Origin of the sequence: Paenibacillus sp. V4I5 (assembly GCF_030817255.1) — a bacterium.
Lineage (GTDB): Bacteria > Bacillota > Bacilli > Paenibacillales > NBRC-103111 > Paenibacillus_E.
This window is the reverse complement of record NZ_JAUSZB010000002.1, coordinates 5,418,821-5,441,599: the sequence shown is the minus strand read 5'-3', so window position 1 is coordinate 5,441,599 and position 22,779 is coordinate 5,418,821. Positions and strand designations below refer to the sequence as shown.

The following is a 22,779-nucleotide window of genomic DNA, read 5'->3' as shown; positions in this document are numbered from 1 at the left end:
ATCAACGGTGCTGTTCGTTGCGCTGATATTGGCATCGATATCCCAAGAGGAATCCCAGCTTCCTTACCGTTACGGAAGATTTTAATGCAGAAGTGCCTCGTGTCAATCTCGAGTTGAGGAATACGTAACCGAATTCAGCTGTCGCATCCGTTGAAGCGGCTGTAATATGGCCTCCGGCCTTCCCTACGAATTTGATCTCCGAGCTGTCGAAGACCGCCCTCGCATTGCCGAAGATATAATCGCCATCGCCTTCAATAATAACGTCCTTATAGTATTGTCTGCCGCTGTTCGCATAGAGAGTGTCCTGGAAGCCGAGCACCTTCACGTTCGTAAATACGGCGCGGTCTCCCGTCACAGACAACGCAACAGCCGGTGCAACCAACGTTCTCGGGTACGCTGTATTTTGAATCGTCAAGCTGTCCGCCGTGAAATTGGTTCCGGTTACGCTGATCGAGTAGCTGTTTCCCGTTCCCAAAATGAGCGTTCCTGCAGGCAAAGCAGAGCAGAAGCCAGCAGCCGCCGGAGTTCCGGTCGCGCTCTCCTTGCAGGCATAGTCGTCGTAGGTCAGGATCGTGCCGTCCCGGCTTTCGCCGACAAAGCTAACATAAGGCTTATTGACCAGGATTTTTTCCTTATACACGCCGTTCTTGATGAAAATAACGGTTCTGACCGTATTGTTCGATGCGATGGAATTTACCGCATTTTGAATAGAAGTGAAATCACCCGTACCGTCCTTCGCAACGACGATCATTGACGCAGGCGTCGCAATGGCCGGCTTGCTGGGCGTACCTTCTCCATTTGCACTCGCTGCCGTCACGATATAGTAGTAGGTCGTGCCGTTCGAAGCAGTGTCATCGTTGGCGTTTGTTCCGGTCAAGCCTGTACTCAATACCGTGTACGGTCCGGCAAACGAGACCGCTCTCTTCACCGAATAGGAAGCTGCTCCCGGCACAGGATTCCACTGCAATGCCACCTTGTTATTGCCGGGGTTAACGGCAACTCCGCCTGGAGCGGCCGGCGCCCCTGCCGCTATGGAAGCAGGCGATGCGGCAACTTGTATGGAATTCATGCTTTCGAGCTGCCCGTTGAAAGCGGAAACCACATAATAATAGGTTGTGCCGTTGACCGCCGTTACATCCGTATAGCCCTCCGAGGCGACGTTTGCCGCGATCGTTGTGTAGGGGCCGCCGGAGTCCGTGCTGCGTTTCACGGTATAATAGGCTGCGCCGCTGACAGGCTCCCAACTTATGGCAACCTGCGAATCGGCAATATTGGCAGTAACATTCGCAGGCGACGCAAACGGTGCGGTCAGCTTCGCAACAACAGGCGTGCTATCGTTGCCGGGCGTTCCATCGGGTGCTTGGCTTGCCAATGTATAATAATAGGTCGTACCGTTCGTTAAGCCTGAATCATAGTAGCTTGTTTGCGTATACGGCAGCGTACTTGAAAGGGTTGTATACGGTCCTTCCAAAGACGTGCTGCGCTTCAACGTATACTGGCTTGCGCTTGAAACCTGACTCCATGTTAGGCTTGCCGCTGAATCACGGGCGACAACAGCTATATTCGCCGGAGGCTGGGGCAACGCCGCAGATGCCGTAGGCGTTACGGATTGCTCCACCGAATCGTTATTGCCGAATGTATTGACTGCGCTAATCTTATAGTAGTAGGTCGTATCATTCGTTACGGTCGAGTCGTAATAATCCAATTGCGTCACAGGAAGCCCCGAAGCAATCGTCGTATACGGTCCGCCGGAAGTCGTGCCGCGCAGAATCGAATACGACTCTGCGTTTTTCGCAGCCTTCCATAACATTTTTACTTTGGAGGCGTAAGGCGTAAGGCTTCCCCAGACAGGCGCATCCGGCAGCGCATTCGGCTTGTAGACAATGATGTTATCCAGCAAAATGTTTTGCGCTGTCAAGCCGCCGGTAGTTGCCGAATACGACTTGGCGACCGCATAATCCGTCGGCGCAGCACCGAGCGTTTTTAGCGAGAACGGTTGGCCCTCCAGCTTGCCGATCGCCGTTCCGTCGCTCATTTTGGTAACGTAGTAGTCGGCACGGAACGAAGTGAAGTTGACAACTGCCTTCAAATGGTACCATACCCCGTTCGAGACGCTGTTCGGTGTAATATTGGTAAAAGCTCCGGCACTGTCCTTCCATGCGATTCTGCCGCCTTTGAGGTCGACTTGAACGAGCGTATCCGTCGTACGGTTCGCATCATTGATCCCGCCGGACAAGGCCAGGACTGTTCGACCGCGGCTGATATCGTTCGTTCCGTTCGGGACAGTTGTGTCTCCGAAGAAATACATATCCTGCTCAATCGTCAAGATGCCTTCTTTCACATTTTGTCCCAATGATTTGGCGATGGCCGTGGAACCGCTGCCGTCACCGACAGTTGGGCCAAGCCCGTTCTTTCCGTCCAGGTCCCTGAGCAATAAAGCATCGGAAGTCACGGCTTCACCTCCGTCCATTCCAACCTGGGTAATGCCGATCGAGCTGTTGGCGCCGGTAATCGTAGGCGTATAACCCGCTACCTTCGTCATAGGGTTTGTCGTTTTCATCACCGTCGCATCGGTTACCCCATTAAAATCGTCATTGATTAGCGCGGTATTCCCGGAAGGCACAGACACGGCGGCCGCTGCTTTGCTATCTATTTGAGGAAAGGATGCTGTTAATAAAAGTGCAGCCAACCCAATTTTCAATAACCTATTCAACCAGACCACTTCCTTTTCATGTAACGTTATTCAAGGCGAATTGCGTTTATTGCTGCAGAGCAAACAAATGTTAAATGACAACAGCCATCTGCGCACCCATCCCTTTGCCTATCGGCGCAAATCCGTTTTAAGCGACGTCTGCGCCGAAAGACTGGTATTCTACCGCCCCGTTTACTTGGCAGGAGGAGCAACTTGTATGATGGATGGATTAGCCTGCAACACAGCAAAGCTTTGAGCCGCCCCGTTGGAGACTTTAAAAGAAGTGAAACCAAGCGTCGCTGCATCCGTACCCGAGACCGGCTTCGCTTTAAACTTCAATTCAATAATATCGCCGCTGGAGGTTATGGCGTTGGAAGATCCCAGACTGGACGCGATAATCCTCACCTGACCCGGAATATCCGTCTTCTGAGCGATGATCTGGAAGCCCGGTTTGAGCGAATCGGCGGAAACAAATTCCACAGTGTTCGTCCCGAATTGCATGGTGAAATCCAATGCATACACCGACGAGTATTGGGAGGACGAAACATTGCTTAACCCTACCCGGTAGCTGAACTCCTGCCCTGAATATACGGTCGCAGGCCCGCTAAGCTTTGCGATCGGCAAGTCGGCAGGGATGCTCGTTTGGCCGCTAATGAAAATATACATACTTCCATGAACCCCGCTGCTGTCTTTTGCGGTCGCGACAACCTTGACTACTCCGTTATTCTTCGCGGTCAGCAATCCGTCGGCGTCAATCATCGCCCGGCTTGAAGGCGTAATTCCGTCGCTTTCAAACACTTCCCAAGCAACCGCCGGATTTGTCGTATTGCCCGGAAGAACCAATGCCCGCAAGGACAGTGAGCCATTCTTCGACGTGATCGAATTCGCTCCGCCCGCCGAAATTACCGAGATGGAGGACACCCGCTCGACAGCAACCGGAGCTTTATCAATCAACCCGATCAACACTTTCGGATTCCAACCGTCGGAGCCGCCAAGAGTGGATTCTATGGTATATTGAGCTGCTTCTTCCGTTGTCAATTGTGTCGACCAATTGACACGCCCAGCCGGGTTGGCACCCGGTCCGTAACTTAAGTATTCTGAAAAGCGGGCAGTCTTCGAACGGCCGTCAACCCATTCGTTCCATCCCGTAGCCCGGATGTGCTCTCCAAGGTAGTTATTGATATACGTCGTGCTGCCGTAATCTCTCCATGGTCTGCCGAGGTCTACAGTTCCGGCAGGCGCATCTGCGCTGGCAATCAGTTGATTGTTGACAAACACATATCCCGGGTTGCCCATTTCTGTGGATGGTGCCGTCACATAGCCGGGGCCAACGCTTTGAATGATGTTGTTCTCGAATACGGCCGCAGAGCTTCCGAAGATAAAGTCGACGGTTCCCTCAATGTGGCTGTCAACAAAATACTGTCGTCCCTTTTCGGTCTGAAGCGTATCCTGGTAACCCAGCAGCTTCACGTTGCGGAAAATCCCCCGGTCACCTCCCGCATAGAGTGCGACGGCTTGCCCGGCAGTCCTTCCGGCATTGTTCTGAACCGTCATATTTTCCAGTGTAAAGTCTGTTCCCGCTGTCCTAAGCGTATAGCTGTTGCTTGTACCAAGCGGCTGACCGTTAGGACCGATCGTGCTTGCGGAATCTCCATTTAACAGAACGGTTCCTTCTCGGCTTTCTCCGATTATCGTAATCATTTTTTTCGTCGAGGGAACAAGCAGCTTCTCGTTATAAATACCGTTTTTCACCTTAATGATGGTAAGTTTCTCGCTGTTGTCCGGAACGGCATTGACCGCATCCGCAATTTTTGTGAATTGCCCGCTTCCATCCTTGGCCACGGCGAGTACTGCGCCCGGTACTGCCTTAATCGGCAAGGAATGATAGCTAAGACCTTTATCGTTGTGCGCCGCAACAGCATAATAGTAGGCTGTATCATTGGCCAGCCCCTTATCGGTGAACGCCAGCCCAGCCACTTGATCGGCGATAACCGAGAATGGTCCGTTCTTGCTGGTTGAGCGAACCACCTGGTAATCGCCAGCACCGCTGACCGCATTCCACGTCAACTGAATCTCCGTATTTCCTGGATCCGCTTTGATGCCAACCGGCACATCCGGCTGGCCGACGTTCAGTACGGGGCGAGCCGCTGCAACAGTGGATTCCAAGCCGGTACCCGACTCGTTTGCGGCAGATACTTTGTAGTAGTAAGGCTGACCGTTAACCAGCTTTGTGTCGGTGTAATTCGTTCCCGTCACATCTGCAGCGAGAATCATATATGGCCCCTCTATGCTCGTGGCCCGTTTCAGCGTATAACGGTTGGCTTGTGCAGCCGGGGTCCAGCTCAGCGTTACTTGGGCGTCACCCGCCTCCGCCGTCAAGCTAGGCGTACCAATCTGTGCAAGGGCAACGCCGCTCACAGAAGCCGAGACTTCACTTTCTCCCGCTACATTCGTAGCCGTTACTGCGTAATATTCGGTTACGCCATCCGGCACGCCGCCCACCCGGTAAGCCAAGTCCGTAATATTGGAAGCGACGACCTCGAAGGGTCCCGATGGGCTGGCCGCTTTTTTCACCGTATAGAAATTTACATTGTCCACGGCGTTCCAGCTCAAATCCAATTGCGAATCCCGGCTCACCGTTTTCAGTCCTGTAGGTGCCGCAGGCTTTATAGCGGATGCCGACGGGGTTACTTGCACCTGATTGGAAGCAGCGGATTCTCCGCCAACTCCGTTGGCCGTAACGACGTAGTAATACGTCTTCTCGTTCGTTACTGTGTTATCAATAAACGAAGCTGTCTGCGATTCAGATTGGATCGTTGTATAAGGGCCTCCATCCGTTTCGCTTCGCTTCACATTGTACGAGGTCGCCCCTTGTACATCCGGCCATTTCAATTCAACAGCTTCATTGCCCGGTACCGCAACCAATCCCTTCGGAGAAGCTACCGGCTCCACATACACCTTCACGTTATCCCAATAGGGGCTGCCCGATCCACTTCCCGGTGTGGAGAAATGAATACGGCCAATTCCCTTTGCTTGCGTATCGGCTAGAGCCGTGCTGAGGAAATCAATTTCCGGAGTCACCGCCGGAACATTATCTACATAAATCTTTGCTTTGCCCGTTTGAACGTTTGCTTCAATCTTGAAATTGATCCAACGGTTCAATGGCGGCAGCTCATTTGTCACCTTGACGTACGTACCGCCATTGTTGATGACGAACACATTATTGGTTCCATCCGCTTTGCGGATTTCCAAAGACAAAGGCGTCTTACCGCCATCCGGTGTCTGCAGCTGGAGCAGGCCGGCAGAGCCGATCATCGATTGCTGCATGTAATCCGCTTCGAGGATCACTGTACCCTTTTGCGGTGTAAAGGTCTTCGCAACTCTGGTGTTCACCGTGCCTGTATCAAAAAGCTGCATGACTTTGCCCGAGCTGTTCCCTGTACTCGTTCCAGGAACTGCCTGTGTAATCACTTTATTCGTGGCTGTCGCCGGAATCGGATTGACCAAGGTGTATCCGGCAGGCATTTCTCCAATGGTATCTCCTTCAAAATTGTCCTGAGCGAGCCAAATGACCTCAGGAGCGCCTGTTGGAGTCGCGCTGACCTCCGTTGAATCGAAGCTTTCGCCATTCGCATTTAACGCACTAATGACATAATAATACGTTTTACCCGTTACTAAGTTCGTATCGGTATAGGACGATGACGTCGCGTTTGGCATGATCGTTGTGTAAGGGCCGCCGGGGACGTCGCTTCGTTTGATGTTGTAGCTGGTTGCAGTGCTTACCGGGGACCAGCTCAGCACCGCTTTATTTTGTCCTGCCGCTGCCGCTGGCGCCTGTGGAGGCGTCGGAAAATCTGCGGCTAACGTATGAAGTTCCACGCCGCTGAATAAAGAAGTGTTGTATTTATTAATGTCGTCTATCGTCTTGGAGGCGTCCACCGCTAACCCGATATAGACGGTTTCCGACATCGGAATGTCAACGGATGAGACCCGCTTCCAGTTCGTCTTGTCTGCGGATATCAGTCCTGTCAACTGGCTGCCGAGTCGAACGAGCTTTACCCAATAAGGCGTCGATATGAAATCATCCGGCTCCGCCCTCGCAGAATCTCCACCTGTCGCCGAACGGCTGATTATGACACCTTTCTTGCCAAATTTGACATAAGGAATCGCAAGCAAGGCCATCTTGGAGGAAGGGTCCAGCGTTTCACGAACCATGACCCCCGCTTCCGCATTGTCATCCGTAGGTGTAACATGCTCAACCCGGGCGATGATTTCGCCGTTGCCTGTCAACGACTGATACGCGAAGTGAAACGCATCGGCGGTGCCTCCGATATCCCCTGCGGCTTTGACCGTTACCGTCTGTGCGTCACCTTCCAGCTGCGTATGGCCTGGGATACCTACAGAACCAATATCTTGCGACTGCCATGGAGCGATCGGACCGGTTTTGTTTACGTGAACAGCGACATTATCCGATTGCGTCGACAGCCCGACGTTGTCCGTTGCGCGGACGACAAGGAAGTGAGTCCCGTCGGTCACGTCGTTCCAATCGAAGCTGTACGGAGCCGCCCGATCCTCCGCTATGACAGTGCCGTCAACAATAAATTCAACTTTGGCAATCCCGTCAGTGTCGGAAGCTGAAGCCTCTACGGTTACATGGCTTCCGGCATCCTTCAAGGTGTTATTAACGGGGGAAGTGATCGAGACAACCGGGTTATCCGTATTGTTGCCGCCCGCGTTTCCTTTGACAATCAAGTCGTGGAGGTACACCTCAAGGTTCGTGTATCCTTCTGGAGACAAATTCGCCAAGTTCCGATCGTTCGGGTTTGCGGGGGATAAGCCCTTTTCCAATTCCCAAGCATCATCTATGCCGTCATGATCCTGATCGACTACGGTTGAGACGACTGCCGGATAATCGGGATATCCGCCCACTTCAAGCGGGGAATTCATATGCTGGCCGGTTCTGTTTTTCACGTCATTGATGACCCGGGCATCGATCGCATCACGCTTTGGCAAAGTAGCCCCCGCACCTGCGAGGACATGATTATACGCGTCCTGAGCGGATTCAGGAACGTAGCCGCCGGCAACCTGCGCGGGCTGAGAAAGCTTCGAAGAAGGGTCCTTAACGATTTTCACGCCAAGCCAGTTGTCCGATGTGACAGCAGCGTCGCCATCCATAATATTTCCGCCTACGTACATCTTGCTTGGAGAAGAGAGCTGATCGAACAGCTGATTTCGCACATTGTAATAAGTGTTTGCACCATATTTATAATAGTTATTATTCAGGTTGTACTGCCCTTCGCCGCCGGTGCCATATGCGGAAAGTAGGCCCCAATTGTAAATAACATTATTGGTCGACTCAACGATGTCATATTCTTTCTTGTCCGTTGGGAATCTCGCATTGCGGCTGAAGTTGTGGGCAACAAGGTTATGAAGGAAGCTTGCGTTGTTTCCTCCCCAGATGCCGCCGTAGCCGTGCCTTCCCTTTTGGTGAGTAGTCATCAGCATGCTTTCCTCGGCGATCGACCACTGCACCGTCGTGTTCTGATTGTCATAAAGACTGAGCACCTCATCGACCGACCAGCTGAAGGAGCAGTGGTCGACGATGATGTTTTTGCGATAGCGGAAACCGAAGGCATCGTCCTCACTGGGATAACGATCGCCCAGGCGGAAACGCATATACCGGACAATGACATTGTCTGCCTCGACGGTCGTCGTGTAATCGGTTACCGTAATGCCGTCGCCGGGAGCGGTTTGTCCTGCAATGGTCAAGTTCGAGCCTGTAATTTTTAGGCTATCCTTCAATCGAATCGTACCTCCAACGCGGAAGACGATCGTCTGGTTACTCTGGCTTACTGCATGCCGCAGCGAGCCGGGAATCGGCGCCTCAGTCCTATTGTAATCCTCAAGTGTAGTAACCTCATACACCGCTTGACCGCGCCCGCCGGTCACATATTTGCCTCCGCCTTCAGCGCCTGGGAATGCCGGAAGCGAGACTGCCGCTTCTGCGTGAGCGCTTACAGGCATAGATGCGGTAAGTATAGCTGTAACAAGAATTTGTGAAAACCATTTCTTCATGACGTGCCTCCTTGTAATGGATATAGGAAGGAATGCCCCCTCCTAAGGCTCAGGGAACATTCCACTCTTACTATGAGGATGGTTATTTCTTCTTGCTTTTCTCGTAAGCTTCCTTATACTCCTGCATCAGCTTATCCCCGCCGGCCTTTTTCCATCTCTCTACTTCCGCCTGCCAGCCTGCCTCGTCGATCTTGCCCATAATAAACTTCGTTTCCGCATCGGTAATCATCTGCTCAAGCTCCTTGCCCCGTTCGGAATACGTGCCCGACAGAAGATTATGTGCCGGGTTAGGCACAATATACTTCTCGTTTTCTGCACCAATTTGCGAATTCTTACGGAACAGGTCCGGCTGTTTCGCCTTTTTGGCGATGTTGTAGTTTTCGTTGCGGTTAGGGAACGTATCGCGATATGGCTTAACTTCCTTCGCGTCGGCATCACGGTTAAGAACCTCTGTAAATTCGCCTTTATCCGCCCAGTGCGTACCTTCCACACCTTTCACCAAAAGCGTTGCCATCTTCGGATCCATGAGTTTATCAATAAAGGCAAGAACCTTCTTCATCTCCGCTTCCGTCTTTACGGTCGCTTTCGGGATGGCCCAGAACCCTGCGTTACCCGGCTCGCCAGGGAGCCTTCTGCCGGTAGGACCTTCCACCGGCGCTGCATCCATAACAGCGGTAGGGACGACCTTAACGACCTTGTCTTGAAGCGACTGCGCGTTTCCGCCCGAGAGCTGAATGCCTCCGCGGCCCGACTCGTAGATCTTGGCCGTTTCCGTACCGTCCACTGCCGCAAAGTCCTGATTAATCAGCTTCTCCTCATAGAGACGCTTAAACAGCTTCATCGTTTGGAAGAACGGCTCGGTCGTAAACTCCGGTGTGAAATTGCCATTGCTTTCAATCTTCCATTTGTTCGGAGCACCTTGCGATACAGCAATCCGCGTAAGTGTAGAACTCACGTCTTGGTTGTATTTTTTCTCCAGAATCAATCCATACGTGTCATTCTTCCCGTTCTTATCCGGGTCGTTCAGGGTCAGTACTTTGGCGATATTGTACCAATCGTCAAGCGTCTTTGGCGGCGTAAGACCCATCGTATCAAACCAATCCTTACGATAGTGAATAATGGCACGGCCTAAATCGCGAAAAAGAGGGACCCCGTAAAGCTTGCCTTCAACGGATAAATTATCGTAGAATACCTGATTTTGAGCCGCAAGATTTTTGTAATCCTTTATATAAGGACCGATCTCCCAAAATAAGCCGGATTTCATCTGACCGATAGATGTAGCGTTATAACCCAATTTAATAACGGTCGGAAGCTCGCTCGCCGCCACCATCACATTGACTTTTTCATCATAAGTCGATGTTGGGAGCCATTGAATCTCCAGGTCCGTGTTCGTATAGGCCTTAATTTGCTTCTCAATCTCATTGTCCTTCGGAGGAATTTCGCCTACCTGGTTAATAACGAGCTTAATCGGAAACGGTTTGGTATCTTCTACCTTAGCGGCTTCTGGCGATCCTTCAACCGGCTTATTCTCACCGCATGCCGCAAGGACTGAGGAAGTCAATAGTACTGTACCTAACATAAGTGCTAAATGTTTTTTGCTCATTGTTCTACCCCTTCTTTGTTTGGATTGTTATTATTTAATACCTATCCTCTCAATCATCCTAAGATAGATAAGTTATAAACCGATGTATTCGAAATAATCAAAATCCGCATGGTTTCCACTGGATACACCGTTGCTGCTTGCGAAGAGACCGATGTACGCTCCGGTGAAGCCCCCCGCCGTATCTGTGCTGAGAATGGTGCCGTCTATTCTGTCGGCCAAGTGCTGCCACTGCTCAACCTCCGTCGCATAATCGAAACGAAGGGACTGTCCTATCGCTTCCACTCTCAAATAAATCTTGCTCGCAGCTATGTTCTGGTTGAATAGCACCTTTTCCTCACCAGCAGCCCTGCTCACTAAGCGCACTTCCTGCTGAGAGTTAGCATTCAATCCGCATTCCAAACGGTATTGGTAATCTTGGTTTTGCAGTAACGCCAAACCCGCCGTTTCATTTGCGGTATTTGGCGTGAATTCTATCTTTGTCCGCACGGCATAGGAAATATCCTGCTGCCGACGGCCTACAAAGCTTGGATTGCAGACCTCGGAAATCGACTCTGATTTAAGCCTCAGCCTTAGATAACCCGGACGCTCGCTTAAGCTCCAAAACTCTCCTCTCGGAGTCCTGATGAAATTCCATCGGTGCTCCAATGCCAGAGCATCAAAATGATCACAAGCAGGTAAAGCAGGCCACCTTGCTTCTGGTAAATTCGGCTTTGGCATCTCCCATTCAATGATTCCTTTGCCCGGATTCACTAACGGCCAATCGTCCTCCCACTCCACGGAAACGAGGAATGTTTCACGCCCCATATTCCGGTAGTGCCCCCCATACGGTCGGGAAGCCAAACATACCATCCACCACTCCCCAGTCTGAGTTCGAACAAGATCCGCATGGCCTACATTTACCATACCATGCTGTTTGCCAAGATGCCGATGTGTTAAGATCGGATTGCGTTTGCATACCTCGTAGGGTCCTGTAAGCGATTCGCTCCGTGCAATGGTAACTGCATGGGTAAAGCCCGTTCCTCCTTCAGCAATCAGCAAATAGTAGTACCCTTTGATTCTGTAAAGATGCGGGCCTTCTTGCGCGTGAGCTTGCTTCAATGCCCCGTCCCAAAGACTATGCTTCGGACCAACCAACTGCTTCGTCTCCAAATCCAGCTCCTGAAACCAAATCTCCATATGCTTCGGATATTGCTGTCCGCTTGGCGGCACCCGGTTTCCTGTATAGTAGACCTTTCCGTCATCATCGAAGAACAAGGAAGGATCAATCCCAGGTGCATTATCTAACCAATACGGGTCCGACCATGGTCCAGCAGGGTCTGTTGCCGTAACGAAGAAATTCTCGCGCCCGCCGGGAACTCTCTCCGTAAGCGTCGTAATCATGTAGAAAACGCCTTCATGATATCTTAGCGTGGGGGCATAGATCCCCCGAGAAGCTGGAATACCATCCAGATTGAGCTGCGACGGCCGATCGAGCACATGTCCGATCTGGCGCCAATGGACTAAGTCCTTACTGTGGAAGATCGGGACACCGGGAAAATACTCGAAGGTCGATGTGACCATGTAATAATCCTCCCCCACCCTACAGATGGAAGGATCAGGGTAAAACCCGGCAAGAATCGGATTACGAAACGTTTCCATTCAACTTCTCCCCTCTTTTTAGTAAAACTCTCTATCCCTTCACCGAGCCTAAGAGCACACCCTTCGTAAAATGCTTCTGCAAGAACGGATATACAAACAGAATCGGAACGGTAGCAAATACAATAACAGCCATACGAATGGTTAGCGGCTGAATCTCGGTATCATCGATACTTGCATCGCCGATTCGGCTTTGCGCTAAAATAACGATCTCCCGCAGGAGGACCTGAATAGGCCATTTGCTATTATCGTTGATATACATCACAGCATTGAAAAATTGATTCCAGTGGGATACCGCGTAGAAAAGTGCGAATGTGGCCATGGCCGGCATCGATAAAGGGAGAACGATACGGAATAAAACACCCAGATCGCTGCATCCGTCGATTTTCGCCGAATCCTCCAAGCCGTCCGGTATTTGTTGAAAGAAGTTTTTAAGCACGATGAGATTGAAAGCACTGATTGCACTTGGAATCATCAAAGCCCACAGCGTATTGGTTAAACCCAGCGCTTTCACCACGAAATAGGTGGGGATCAACCCGCCTCCGAACAGCATCGTAAACAATACGGCGAGCAGTATGAATTGTCTGCCCCGGATATGTGTCTTCGATAGCGGATAGGCCATCAATGACGTAAACAGCAGATTAATGAAGGTGCCTACAACCGTAATGTAAATAGAAACCATTAAGCTTCTGATCAATGTATCTGTTGAGAAAATGTAACGGTAGGATGCAAGGGACCATTCCTTGGGAAATAAAATGATTCCCCCTCTCGCTACCTCCGCCGGACTTGTGAAAGAAACCGCTAGAACATACAGAAACGGTAATGCACAAGCAATAGAGAAGATAAGTAAGAAGCTGTAGTTAAAAATATCAAATAGGCGGTTGCCTAGGGTTTTATCGTATGGCATTGCGATGTCCTCCTTTATTTAGAAAACAAGACGGTATTAGTACACGCCTTCCTGCCCGAATCGTTTGGCAAGCCAGTTCGAGCCAAGTACCAAGACCAGACCTATTGCCGATTTAAATAAACCTACCGCCGCACTGTAGCTGTACTGCGCCTGCGTTAATCCTTTCGTGTACACATAGGTATCGAATACTTCCCCTACCTCCCGATTGGTCGGCGTGATCATCAAGAAGATATGCTCGAAGCCAGAATCCAGAAAATTTCCGAGACGCAGAATCATCAGGATAACGATCGTGCTGCGAATCGCTGGGAGGGTAATATGCCAGAGCTGTCTCCACCTTCCGGCTCCGTCTATGCGTACAGCTTCATACAGCTGCATATCGACACCGGACAAAGCCGCAAGGAAAATAATTGTGCCCCAACCGACTTCCTTCCAAATGGATTGCGAAATAATCATCGTCCTGAACCATTCCGGTTCGAGCAGGAAAGCAATTTTCTTCCCGCTGATCGCATAGATCAGTTCGTTTAAAATCCCGTTCTCCGTCGTTAGCAGCATATAAAATATCCCTACGACAACGACCCATGAGACAAAGTGAGGAATATAGATGAGCGTTTGTACAAATCGTTTGAACCTATCCCTGCGAAGCTCATTCATCATCAGCGAAAGAATGATCGGCAGCGGGAAGAAAAAGACCAGATTGTATACGGCAATGATGATTGTATTTCTAAACAGCATGCCGAATTGCGGCTCACTAAAGAATCGCTCGAAATGCTTAAACCCAACCCAAGGACTTTCCATAAAACCAAGGTGGGGCTTATAATCTTGGAATGCCATAATCAGTCCGTACATCGGGACATATTTGAAAATAAGGAAGTATGCCACACCCGGTAACATCATCATATATAACCATTTATCCCTAATGAATTCCTTCATCAGCAAGCTCAGTTTCGATTTTCGAATCTGTCCGTTTGATCGTCCCGACTGCAAAGTCAAGTCTGCTTTCATCTTAAGCTCCTCCACATCTCTTTGTTTATGCCTTTATTATTGGACAGAATCCTTGTGGCAGGCTATACCTGCGGCATAACCTCTTTTGCTTTTCTGCCCTTTCCAGAGCAATAGCTTCCAGGCAACTATATATGCACAAACGAAAAAACCCCTTGATTTTTCAAGGGTTCTACGGTATTTCCCAGTATTGGCGGTCTTATTTATCCTTATCCTTCTTGGTATAAGCTTCTTCATATTCCCGAATCATCTTGTCGCCGCCGGCTTCTCTCCACTTTTCGATTTCGGATTTCCAGCCTGCCTCATCAATCTTACCCATAATAAACTTCGTCTGCGCATCCGTAATCAGAACCTCGAGCTCCTTGCCACGCTCGGCATAGGTTTCTGATTCTAAGGTTAACGCTGGGTTAGGGACAATATACAACTCATTCTCCTTGATGATCTGCTGGTTTTTCCGATAGAGGTCGGGTTGGCGTATAGGCTTCAGGGCAGGATTACTGTCAATATACGGGAAAGTATCTCTATAGGTCTTAACCTCCTTTAGATCCAGTTCACGATCGAGAACCTCCGTATACTCGCCTTTATCGATCCAATGTCTATTTTCAATTCCTTTAGAAAGCACGGTTTGCATGGCAGGCTCCAACAACTTATCTAGAAAAGCTAAAATTTTTCTCATTTCCGCTTCCGTTTTCACCGCATCCTTAGGAATAGCCAGGAAACCGACATTGCCCGGTTCGCCAGGGAGCCGGATCCCTTCAGGGCCCTCTAACGGAGCCACCTCCACAACCGCTGAAGGAACTGCCTTTACCAGTTTATCCTGCCAGCTTTGGGCATTCCCTCCGACAACCTGAGTACCCGCCCGCCCCAATTCATATAACTTCGATGTTTCCGTAGCATCCGCGACAGCAAAATCCTGATTCATCAGCTTTTCTTGATAAAGCCGTTTAAACAGCTTCATCGTTTCGTGGAATGGCTCGGTCATAAATTCGGGGGTGAAGCGGCCGTTCTCCACCTTCCATTTGTTCGGCCCTCCTTGCGATACGGAAAACCGTGTCAGTATGGAGCTTACATCCTGATTGTATCTTTTCTCCAAGATCATCCCGTATGTATCATTCTTCCCATTCTTATCCGGGTCACCTAGCGTAAGCGCTTTAATAACCGTATACCAATCATCCAACGTCTTTGGCAGCTTTAAACCCAAGATGTCAAACCAATCTTTACGGTAATGGATAACTGCACGACCAAGGGGACGGTACAATGGTACCCCGTATATTTTCCCGCCGACAGCAATGTTATCGTAATACAACATATTTTGGGCGGATAATTGTTGATAATCCTTTAAGTAGGGACCGATTTCCCAAAACTGCCCCGCCTTAAGTGTAGCGATGATCGTCGGCGTATAGCTGAGCTTGATCAGCTTCGGGAGCTCTCCGGATGCGATCATCACCTTCACCTTCTCATCATAGGCCGAAAAGGGAATCCATTGAATTTGCAAATCCGTGTTCGTGTACGCTTCAATGGCTTTTTCCATCTCGTTGTTCTTGGGAGGAATCTCTCCAATTTGGCTGACCACGAGCGAAAGAGAGGAGATTTTAGCGGTATTTTCCACTTCCTGCTTTTTACTCTGGCTGCATGCAGTCAGCAGCATGGAGGATATAAGCAAGCTGACTATGAACACGGAATATCGTTTCATTTGGTACTCCTCTCTACTTTTGATCCATCTTCTCACGATACTGCCCTGGTGTTACATCGAACATTTTCCGAAAACTCCGAATGAATGCGCTTATATTTTTATACTGAAGCCTTTCACCGATTTCCGAAATTTTCATATCCGTTGTCTCCAGCATGACCTTGGCCATCTTCATCCGATAATCAGATAAATAATCGCTAAACGTCGTGCCGATTTCCTTCTTGAAAATGCGGCTTAGATACACCGGATGGTAGCTAAGAATTTCCGAACACGATTCCAATGTAATTTCCTGATCGAATTGCTCCTGAATCATCCTTACAAGCCTATCAGCAATTTTTACGTATTGCGTTTCTGATTTCTCTGATAAAACCTGAATGATTGGAGCAAACAATCGGGATTCGAACCAGTACTCAATTTCATCCCGTGTTTGCAAATGCAGCAATCGCTCTACCGCGCCTTCATCCTCAAGAACTTTTTTTATCGAAATGCCCTGATCCTGTACGATCCCTAGAATCCGGGAAATAAGCTGCAGCAGTAAAATGTGATGCTCATACAAAAAGCCGTCCTTATGCAGCAGCGCATTCAAATAATCCTGAAACAGCTCGGTGGCTTTGTCCAGCTGCATTTCGCGAAGCGCATACACAAGCTGCTCTTCCATTACCTTTAGGTGCGTATAGACATATTTATCTGCTCCGGGGTTATTTTCGATATCCTCATAGTGAACAATAATCTCCGGCCCAAGACTTATACGCGACTTCATAGCTAACAAGCTCTCTCCATACGCTTTGACGGTATCTGTTAACGTAGGAAACGGTTTACTGATTCCGATGCTTACTTGTATATGTAAGTAGTGCTTGGCATTTGTTTTAATGGACTCCGCCATTTGATATAAAATGCGCTTGACCTCCGCCGGATCCTCCACATCCGTTGCCACAAGCGTCACTTGCGACTGATTCAATATAATCGGTGTAAACCGAAACTCAGGAGGCAGTACCTCCTGGGCAATGTTATTCACGGCATAAAGCAGAAGCTCCCTGTCTTGCTCCTGATACTTGGTATCCTGCAAATTATCAATTTTCAGCGTAAGCACCCCCAGATGCTTCCAGCCGGTTGGAAAGCCATACATGGCAGAGCGGAATAAATAGTCGTTCTCCGATAACTGTCCTGTAAACAGCTTTAGTACAAAAAACTCTTTTAAATGTCCCGCTTGACCGAGCATTTGCTGTTCGATATGATTTCTTGAAACAGCCAAAGACTGCATGCTTACTTTAATGAATTCCAGCTCATCGGTTCTAGGCTGTATCGATTGAGCGTTAAATTTATGATCAATACCCTTGGCAACATCTAATAGATTCTGTATCGGTCGATACATGCGGCGACTGCCGTATAAAGCAAAAGCCAGCACGACCAATAGGATGGCAGCGCAAACAATCAGCGTTAGCTTGGCAATTTTCTGGGGTTCCTTGGTGATTTCACCAATAGAGATAACCGACACATACGTCCACCCGTTGTAGCCTGAGGAACGGTACATAACCGCTACCTCTTCATTTCCTAAATGTGTATTGAAAAATCCTTGTTTATTTTCTGGTTCCGCTTCCAGTTTATTAGCAATGACCTGATTAATTTCGTGAAAGCCATCCTTTGCCTCAGCCGTCACAAGAATATCAGCTCCTGTGCGGTCCAAAATATAATTCCGGTTCGATGGATTGCCGGGTATCAACGCTTCCCGAATATCGGCCGCCGATATTCGTACAACCACAAGTCCTTGCGGCTTATTCGTTTGGGGCAGGATCGGTATTTTATGTACAAGGGTTATCATTTCCACAGGATTTTCCTCAACGCCATTTGCAGGCACCGTTCCTGTACGCCAATAAATGCTTCTCGGCTGCTTGGCATACTCCCAGAACTCCTTATTGTTTACGAGCTGATCTAACGGTTTAATGGTATTTAGGCTTATAGACCAGTTTCGCTCCAAATTAATTAAAAAGGCCTCAGTGATGACAACATCACTTGATTGAAGGTTATACAACGACACATAAAGATCACGTATCTGTTCAAAATCAGTGGGCGAGTAAGTCGTGTTCATCGCCGTCTTAACCAGGGAAGAGTTGGCATACTGCGTCGCCGATTTCTCAATGGATTTCAACATTTGTTCCACACGCATCTGGGTTTGCGCCAACCACTGCATGTTGCCATCTTTTACCTTATCCTCAAGATCCCTAGTTGCAATCGAATAAGAGACAATCCCAATAATTACAGCGGGAAGTACGCCTAATACAAAGCTAAATGCCAGTAATCTAAGCAAATATCTGCGCAATACGCTTTCCCCCTCCGGAAATACCGCTGCCTGTTGTCTAAAAAATTGATTTATTTCTATTATATATGGAAAATGGGAAATAGACATTATGGTTCTTTAAAGGAGTGGGATACCGAATGAATGGGGATTTTCTTTTTATCAAGAAGCATGACATTCATAAAACACTAGAAGGCGGTAAACTTCATGAACGCGCGAATCGTTTACTTCACGGATGCATTTCTGGAACCGTATCGCGGATCCCATCTGGATCTGCTCCTATCGCCTTTTATGCAAATCAATCGCGTTATTGATTTTAACAACCTGGAACAAAATTATATCGAGAATCTTCTCTTTCAAATGAATAACGAATATGCCAACCCCAATCGTCATGGGCAGGCACTTTATTTCGAAACACTGCTCGTCCAATTACTGCTGTTCGCCTCCCGTAAGGCGGCGGAAACGGCGGAAACCGCCTATCTTCCGATGAACAAAAAAATTGCAGAAATCACCGAATATTGCAACACACATTATAGGAAAACACTTACGATGAAGGAGGCGTCTGCTCAATTCTTTATTAGTCCCTTTCATTTCAGCCGTCTCTTTAAGCGATATACAGGCTTCAACTTTACCGAATACATTCTCACACTCCGAATTCGAGAGGCACAAAGACTGCTGCGGGAAACCTCCAGCAAAGTAATCGATATTGCAGCATCCGTCGGCTACATGAACATCACTCATTTTAATCGCAAATTTAAGCAGGTAACCAAAATGTCACCTCTCGAATATAAGAAAATGATTAGAACGAATGTAAAATAAACATACGTAAAAAAAAAGAAGGCTGAAGCCATCGAATGGCTTATGCAACCTTCCCGTAAATCTGCTATCTATGAATAGGTTCCACATGCACCAGCTTATCTGACTCCATGCCGGCCAACAGGAATGGCGCCAATCCCATCATAACATCGCTAACTACCTTCTCTTCCACATAATACTTGAAAGAGCCATCTCGGTAAGGGGTTCCCCCCAGTCCGGCTCCATGACAAATCCCATGCAGATGTACCCCGGCTGAATCGGTTTCCACAAGATGATCGATCATTCCTTGAAACCCTTTTAATGCTGCGGCCTTGAATTTCCCAGATAAATAACCAAGTCTAGTCCCCTTAGCCAGCGCGTAAACAAACATGCCACTACCGGAGGCTTCTACATAATTGCTTTCCCTGTGCCCCATATCCAGCACTTGATACCAAAGGCCCGTATCTGGGTCCTGCACCTTAGCCAGCGCTTCCGCCATGCGCTCAAAAATCCCGATAACGGTTCCCCGTTTTGGATGATCCACAGGAAAGTGCTCCAGTGCATCGACGATCGCCATCGCGTACCACCCCATCGCCCGGCTCCAGAAATGAAAGGATTGTCCTGTGTTCGAATCACACCACGCTTGTTCTCTGCTTTCGTCCCAGCCATGATGAAGCAGTCCTGTCTTGGGGTCTCGCGTGTGCTTCTCTACCAGCAGCAGTTGCTTAGCTACATCATCGAAGAGATCCTCCCGTCCGAACATCTTCGCATACTCCGCAAGGAACGGAGAGGACATGTACAGCCCGTCAAGCCACATTTGGAATGGGTAAATCTTCTTATGCCAGAACCCGCCCTCACTTGTTCTTGGATGTCCTTTCAGTTGAACAGCTAACAAATGAGCGGCCTGCTCATACCACTTCTCACCCGTTCTCCGTATTAAGGGGAACAATACCTTTCCTTGATTCACTTGATCCAGATTATATTCTTCGATCGCATAAGTCCGAATCCTACCGTCAGGCTGAACGAAAAGGTCCATGTGACGCTTCATAAACTCATAATAGCGTTCATCGCCGGTTTGCTCCGCCAGCCTTCCAAATGCGAGAAGCATCATACCGGGAACGTAGGCCCACCGTTTCGCCAGCTCAGGATGATAGCCCTCTGCATCAGCTTCAGACATAAATGTATTTGCTGTATTTACAGCCCAATCAAGATGTTTCGTCATTGTTTGTTATCTCCTCTTTTTCCTTATATAAGCTGCTTCTGTAACAGTTTTTGAATACGGATCGGTGCTCCTAACTTGAAGATGGTACTATCTCTCGGATCTCATTGTAGGCCAAATTCAATTTAAATTCTTTGTGCATCCTTGTTCATTTTTGTGGAACTTTGCTATTTATGCGCTTTTTATGAAAATCAAAAAAACAACATACATATTGACATTTCACTTTGCGAAGCATAATATATTATAACTGAGAATCTTAACCTAAAGATATTTATGCTCATCCATCATGATAAAAGCATGACAAAAAGGGCAGATGTCATTAGCGAAATGAATGAGGAAAGATACGTTGATCATGATATTTTGAAAACTTCTGAATAAAAATTTACCAATTTTAGGTAAAAAACCTACTTAATTATACGACATCCATACGGTATTACCCACAACCTCAAAACCCTGCTTATACCAAAAATTACGTGATTTTTCTAATGAATAAACATACATTTTCTTATTAGGGTATTTCAGTTTAAGCCAATCCATGAAGAAAGCCGCATAACCCTTCCGTTCAAATTCTTTCAGTATATCCAATGCTTCTATAAATACATAATCTGTTTTGTTCTTGATATCAATATAGAAGTCTTGTTCTAAGTATTTTTCATCATCGTTAAAATAATCTTTCTCCGCTTTCTGAATTAACTGTTTCGCACTCGTGTATTCCCAAACCACAGCATACCCCACCATCGTATTTTCAACTTCAATGAGATATACATCATTAGGCAATTCCGAGCTTTCCTTCTTACTCAATTCCCCTGCATGATAGCTGGATTGCAATTCACTTAATATCGTTTGGAACTCTTGATCGAAAGCTATTTTCGTAATCGTAGGCATTATAAATCTCCTTTTCACACTGTTATCGGTACCGGAAGTATAACATACATCTACACCATCCCCAATGTTAGTTAATAACTTCGGCTATAGTTAATCACATAAAGCTCATATACTGTAAATATTTTCACTACTTTCAAAGACATAGGAACTTCTATAGAATGTAAAGTGTCATCACGTACAACTACTCAATAAATTTAGTTTCTACTAAAATCTAGAGGAATGTGGGAGGATGAATCATGAAGTATTCGTATTTAGGGAAATCCGGATTGAAGGTCAGTCAGTTATGTTTAGGAACGATGAACTTTGGACCGGAAACCGAGGAAAAAGAAGCTTTTAAAATTATGGATACCGCACTAGACGCGGGAATCAATTTTTTCGATACAGCTAACGTCTACGGCGGAGTTGAAAAAAGAGGATGGACAGAAGAAATCATCGGACGCTGGTTCAAACAAGGCGGAGGTCGTAGAGAGAAAGTCATACTTGCGACGAAAGCCTATGGGGATATGAATGATCCCAATGATGGACCGAATGCTGAACGAGGATTATCTGCGTACAAAATCAGACGTCATCTGGAAGCATCGCTGAAAAGACTGCAGACGGACCATATAGAGCTTTATCAAATGCATCATATCGACCGCAATGTAACTTGGGATGAGCTGTGGGGAGTATTTGAATCCGCGGTAAACCAAGGAACTGTTGACTATATCGGGTCCAGCAACTTTGCAGGATGGCATATTGCCTGTGCCCAAGCTGAGGCCAAAGCACGTCATTTCCTAGGCTTAGTCTCTGAGCAGCACATGTACAATCTACTTGCCAGATTGCCGGAGCTGGAAGTGCTTCCCGCTTCAGAAAAACTCGGTCTTGGTGTCATTCCATGGAGTCCTCTTGCCGGAGGATTGCTAGGCCGCAACGCCTTGGCAGGTACAGGTGCCCGGAGTGCGCGTTCCGCTGAGCGGATCGAGAAGCATCGGAGCCAGTTGGAACAATTTTCAGCACTTTGCAAAGAAATCGATGAAAAAGAAGACGTTGTCGCCTTGGCCTGGGTACTATCGCATTCAGCCGTTACCTCGCCAATTATCGGACCGAGAACGATCGAGCAGCTACAAGATTCGTTACGTGTACCAGAAGTCACACTGAGTGAAGATACGCTGAAAAAGTTGGATGAGATTTTCCCAGGACCCGGAAAACCGGCTCCGGAAGCTTATGCTTGGTAGACCGACAGGTCTAAAAAAGCGGCTAATCCCTTAGGGATTGGCCGCCTTTTCATCTTCTTGAAGCCTCACTCTTGCTCCATCAGCTTATACTTCTCTATTGTTCTTGTCGATGATGATAATGAGGATTCGTATTTATTTACTGTTTACTACCCTACTCACAGCTCTAGTGGGCATCTGTTACACCTACACCAAATCGCATGCCTCAGCAGGCATCCAGTGCGCGTCCTTGCCATCCCACTTGACGTTACAGCCTATTGGATTCGTAAGCGGCACCGTAATCTCTTGGCCAGCCGTAAGCTCGGCTAATGCATTTTCCAGATCGTTCACTGTAACTCTACTGGCATCCCTGGGGCTGTCCACCCCGCGTCCCGTATAAACCAGTTTCCGATTTTCATTGAATATATAGAAATGAGGCGTCCGTAAAGCGCCATAAGCAAGTGCAGTTTCTTGGGAATCATCTCTGAGGTATACCCATGGAAATTGATGCTCTTCCATATGCGTTACCATGTGGTCAAAGGAATCCTCCGGCTTCGTGTTCGCACTATTAGCGTTAATGCCAACGAATTGCACACCCTGCTCTTTGAACCGATTGGCCGTTCCCCGAGTAATTTCATTTGAACCAATGACATAAGGGCAATGATTACATGTGAAAAAGATGACAAGCGCTTTAGCGCCGCTAAAATCGTTCAGCGAATATACTTCCCCGTCCGTTGCCGGTAAAGAGAAGTCAGGCGCTTGATCCCCTAGCGATAAAGTAAAGGTAAAAGCCATG

Annotated in this window: 13 protein-coding genes; 2 read left to right on the top strand and 11 right to left on the bottom strand. The window is 48.2% G+C overall.

Annotation, left to right across the window (positions count from 1 at the left end):
- Position 1: 1 nt before the first annotated feature.
- From QFZ78_RS26735 to QFZ78_RS26700, 8 genes are all read right to left on the bottom strand, one after another.
- Positions 2-2,713 carry a pectinesterase family protein gene (locus tag QFZ78_RS26735; protein WP_307552081.1) on the bottom strand — a complete coding sequence of 904 codons (2,712 nt, stop codon included), beginning with the start codon at positions 2,711-2,713 and terminating at the stop codon, positions 2-4.
- 171 nt (positions 2,714-2,884) lie between these two features.
- The gene (locus tag QFZ78_RS26730) at positions 2,885-8,767 is read right to left on the bottom strand and encodes a pectinesterase family protein (RefSeq protein ID WP_307552080.1); all 5,883 of its coding nucleotides are present in this window, start codon (positions 8,765-8,767) and stop codon (positions 2,885-2,887) included.
- A gap of 82 nt (positions 8,768-8,849) precedes the next feature.
- Positions 8,850-10,370 (bottom strand): extracellular solute-binding protein, encoded by a 1,521-nt coding sequence (locus QFZ78_RS26725; RefSeq protein WP_307552079.1) that lies wholly within the window; start codon positions 10,368-10,370, stop codon positions 8,850-8,852.
- A gap of 72 nt (positions 10,371-10,442) precedes the next feature.
- The gene (locus tag QFZ78_RS26720) at positions 10,443-12,008 is read right to left on the bottom strand and encodes a glycoside hydrolase family 43 protein (RefSeq protein WP_307552078.1); all 1,566 of its coding nucleotides are present in this window, start codon (positions 12,006-12,008) and stop codon (positions 10,443-10,445) included.
- A gap of 31 nt (positions 12,009-12,039) precedes the next feature.
- Positions 12,040-12,912, bottom strand: a complete 873-nt coding sequence (locus QFZ78_RS26715) for a carbohydrate ABC transporter permease (RefSeq protein WP_307552077.1) — start codon at positions 12,910-12,912, stop codon at positions 12,040-12,042.
- A 36-nt stretch (positions 12,913-12,948) separates the two neighbouring features.
- On the bottom strand, positions 12,949-13,842 hold the full coding sequence (locus tag QFZ78_RS26710) for an ABC transporter permease (protein ID WP_373461142.1): 894 nt from the start codon (positions 13,840-13,842) through the stop codon (positions 12,949-12,951).
- Positions 13,843-14,110: 268 nt separating this feature from the next.
- Positions 14,111-15,604, bottom strand: a complete 1,494-nt coding sequence (locus QFZ78_RS26705) for an extracellular solute-binding protein (protein WP_307552075.1) — start codon at positions 15,602-15,604, stop codon at positions 14,111-14,113.
- A gap of 13 nt (positions 15,605-15,617) precedes the next feature.
- A complete protein-coding gene (locus tag QFZ78_RS26700) occupies positions 15,618-17,918 on the bottom strand; it encodes a helix-turn-helix domain-containing protein (RefSeq protein WP_307552074.1) in 2,301 nt (766 codons plus the stop codon).
- A gap of 183 nt (positions 17,919-18,101) precedes the next feature.
- Between QFZ78_RS26700 and QFZ78_RS26695 the strand changes: the two genes are divergently transcribed.
- A complete protein-coding gene (locus QFZ78_RS26695) occupies positions 18,102-18,713 on the top strand; it encodes an AraC family transcriptional regulator (protein WP_307552073.1) in 612 nt (203 codons plus the stop codon).
- A 64-nt stretch (positions 18,714-18,777) separates the two neighbouring features.
- Here the strand turns inward: QFZ78_RS26695 and QFZ78_RS26690 are convergent, their stop codons facing one another.
- On the bottom strand, positions 18,778-19,911 hold the full coding sequence (locus QFZ78_RS26690) for a glycoside hydrolase family 88/105 protein (protein ID WP_307552072.1): 1,134 nt from the start codon (positions 19,909-19,911) through the stop codon (positions 18,778-18,780).
- Positions 19,912-20,316: 405 nt separating this feature from the next.
- Complete coding sequence (locus tag QFZ78_RS26685; protein WP_307552071.1) at positions 20,317-20,793, bottom strand: GCN5 family acetyltransferase; 477 nt, start codon at positions 20,791-20,793, stop codon at positions 20,317-20,319.
- A gap of 236 nt (positions 20,794-21,029) precedes the next feature.
- Here QFZ78_RS26685 and QFZ78_RS26680 point away from each other — a divergent pair, with 236 nt between their 5' ends.
- Positions 21,030-22,007, top strand: a complete 978-nt coding sequence (locus QFZ78_RS26680; RefSeq protein ID WP_307552070.1) for an aldo/keto reductase — start codon at positions 21,030-21,032, stop codon at positions 22,005-22,007.
- Between the two features lie 183 nt (positions 22,008-22,190).
- On the opposite strand, the gene QFZ78_RS26675 is transcribed toward QFZ78_RS26680, so the two are convergent.
- A complete protein-coding gene (locus QFZ78_RS26675) occupies positions 22,191-22,778 on the bottom strand; it encodes a thioredoxin family protein (protein ID WP_307552069.1) in 588 nt (195 codons plus the stop codon).
- Position 22,779: the final 1 nt, after the last annotated feature.

Bases quoted from the DNA above. Each gene is read 5' to 3' on its own strand.
- QFZ78_RS26730 (WP_307552080.1), bottom strand. From the start codon at position 8,767: ATGAAGAAATGGTTTTCACAAATTCTTGTTACAGCTATACTTACCGCA.
- QFZ78_RS26725 (WP_307552079.1), bottom strand. From the start codon at position 10,370: ATGAGCAAAAAACATTTAGCACTTATGTTAGGTACAGTACTATTGACT.
- QFZ78_RS26720 (WP_307552078.1), bottom strand. From the start codon at position 12,008: ATGGAAACGTTTCGTAATCCGATTCTTGCCGGGTTTTACCCTGATCCT.
- QFZ78_RS26715 (WP_307552077.1), bottom strand. From the start codon at position 12,912: ATGCCATACGATAAAACCCTAGGCAACCGCCTATTTGATATTTTTAAC.
- QFZ78_RS26710 (WP_373461142.1), bottom strand. From the start codon at position 13,842: ATGAAGGAATTCATTAGGGATAAATGGTTATATATGATGATGTTACCG.
- QFZ78_RS26705 (WP_307552075.1), bottom strand. From the start codon at position 15,604: ATGAAACGATATTCCGTGTTCATAGTCAGCTTGCTTATATCCTCCATG.
- QFZ78_RS26695 (WP_307552073.1), top strand. From the start codon at position 18,102: ATGAACGCGCGAATCGTTTACTTCACGGATGCATTTCTGGAACCGTAT.
- QFZ78_RS26690 (WP_307552072.1), bottom strand. From the start codon at position 19,911: ATGACGAAACATCTTGATTGGGCTGTAAATACAGCAAATACATTTATG.
- QFZ78_RS26685 (WP_307552071.1), bottom strand. From the start codon at position 20,793: ATGCCTACGATTACGAAAATAGCTTTCGATCAAGAGTTCCAAACGATA.
- QFZ78_RS26680 (WP_307552070.1), top strand. From the start codon at position 21,030: ATGAAGTATTCGTATTTAGGGAAATCCGGATTGAAGGTCAGTCAGTTA.
- QFZ78_RS26675 (WP_307552069.1), bottom strand. From the start codon at position 22,778: ATGGCTTTTACCTTTACTTTATCGCTAGGGGATCAAGCGCCTGACTTC.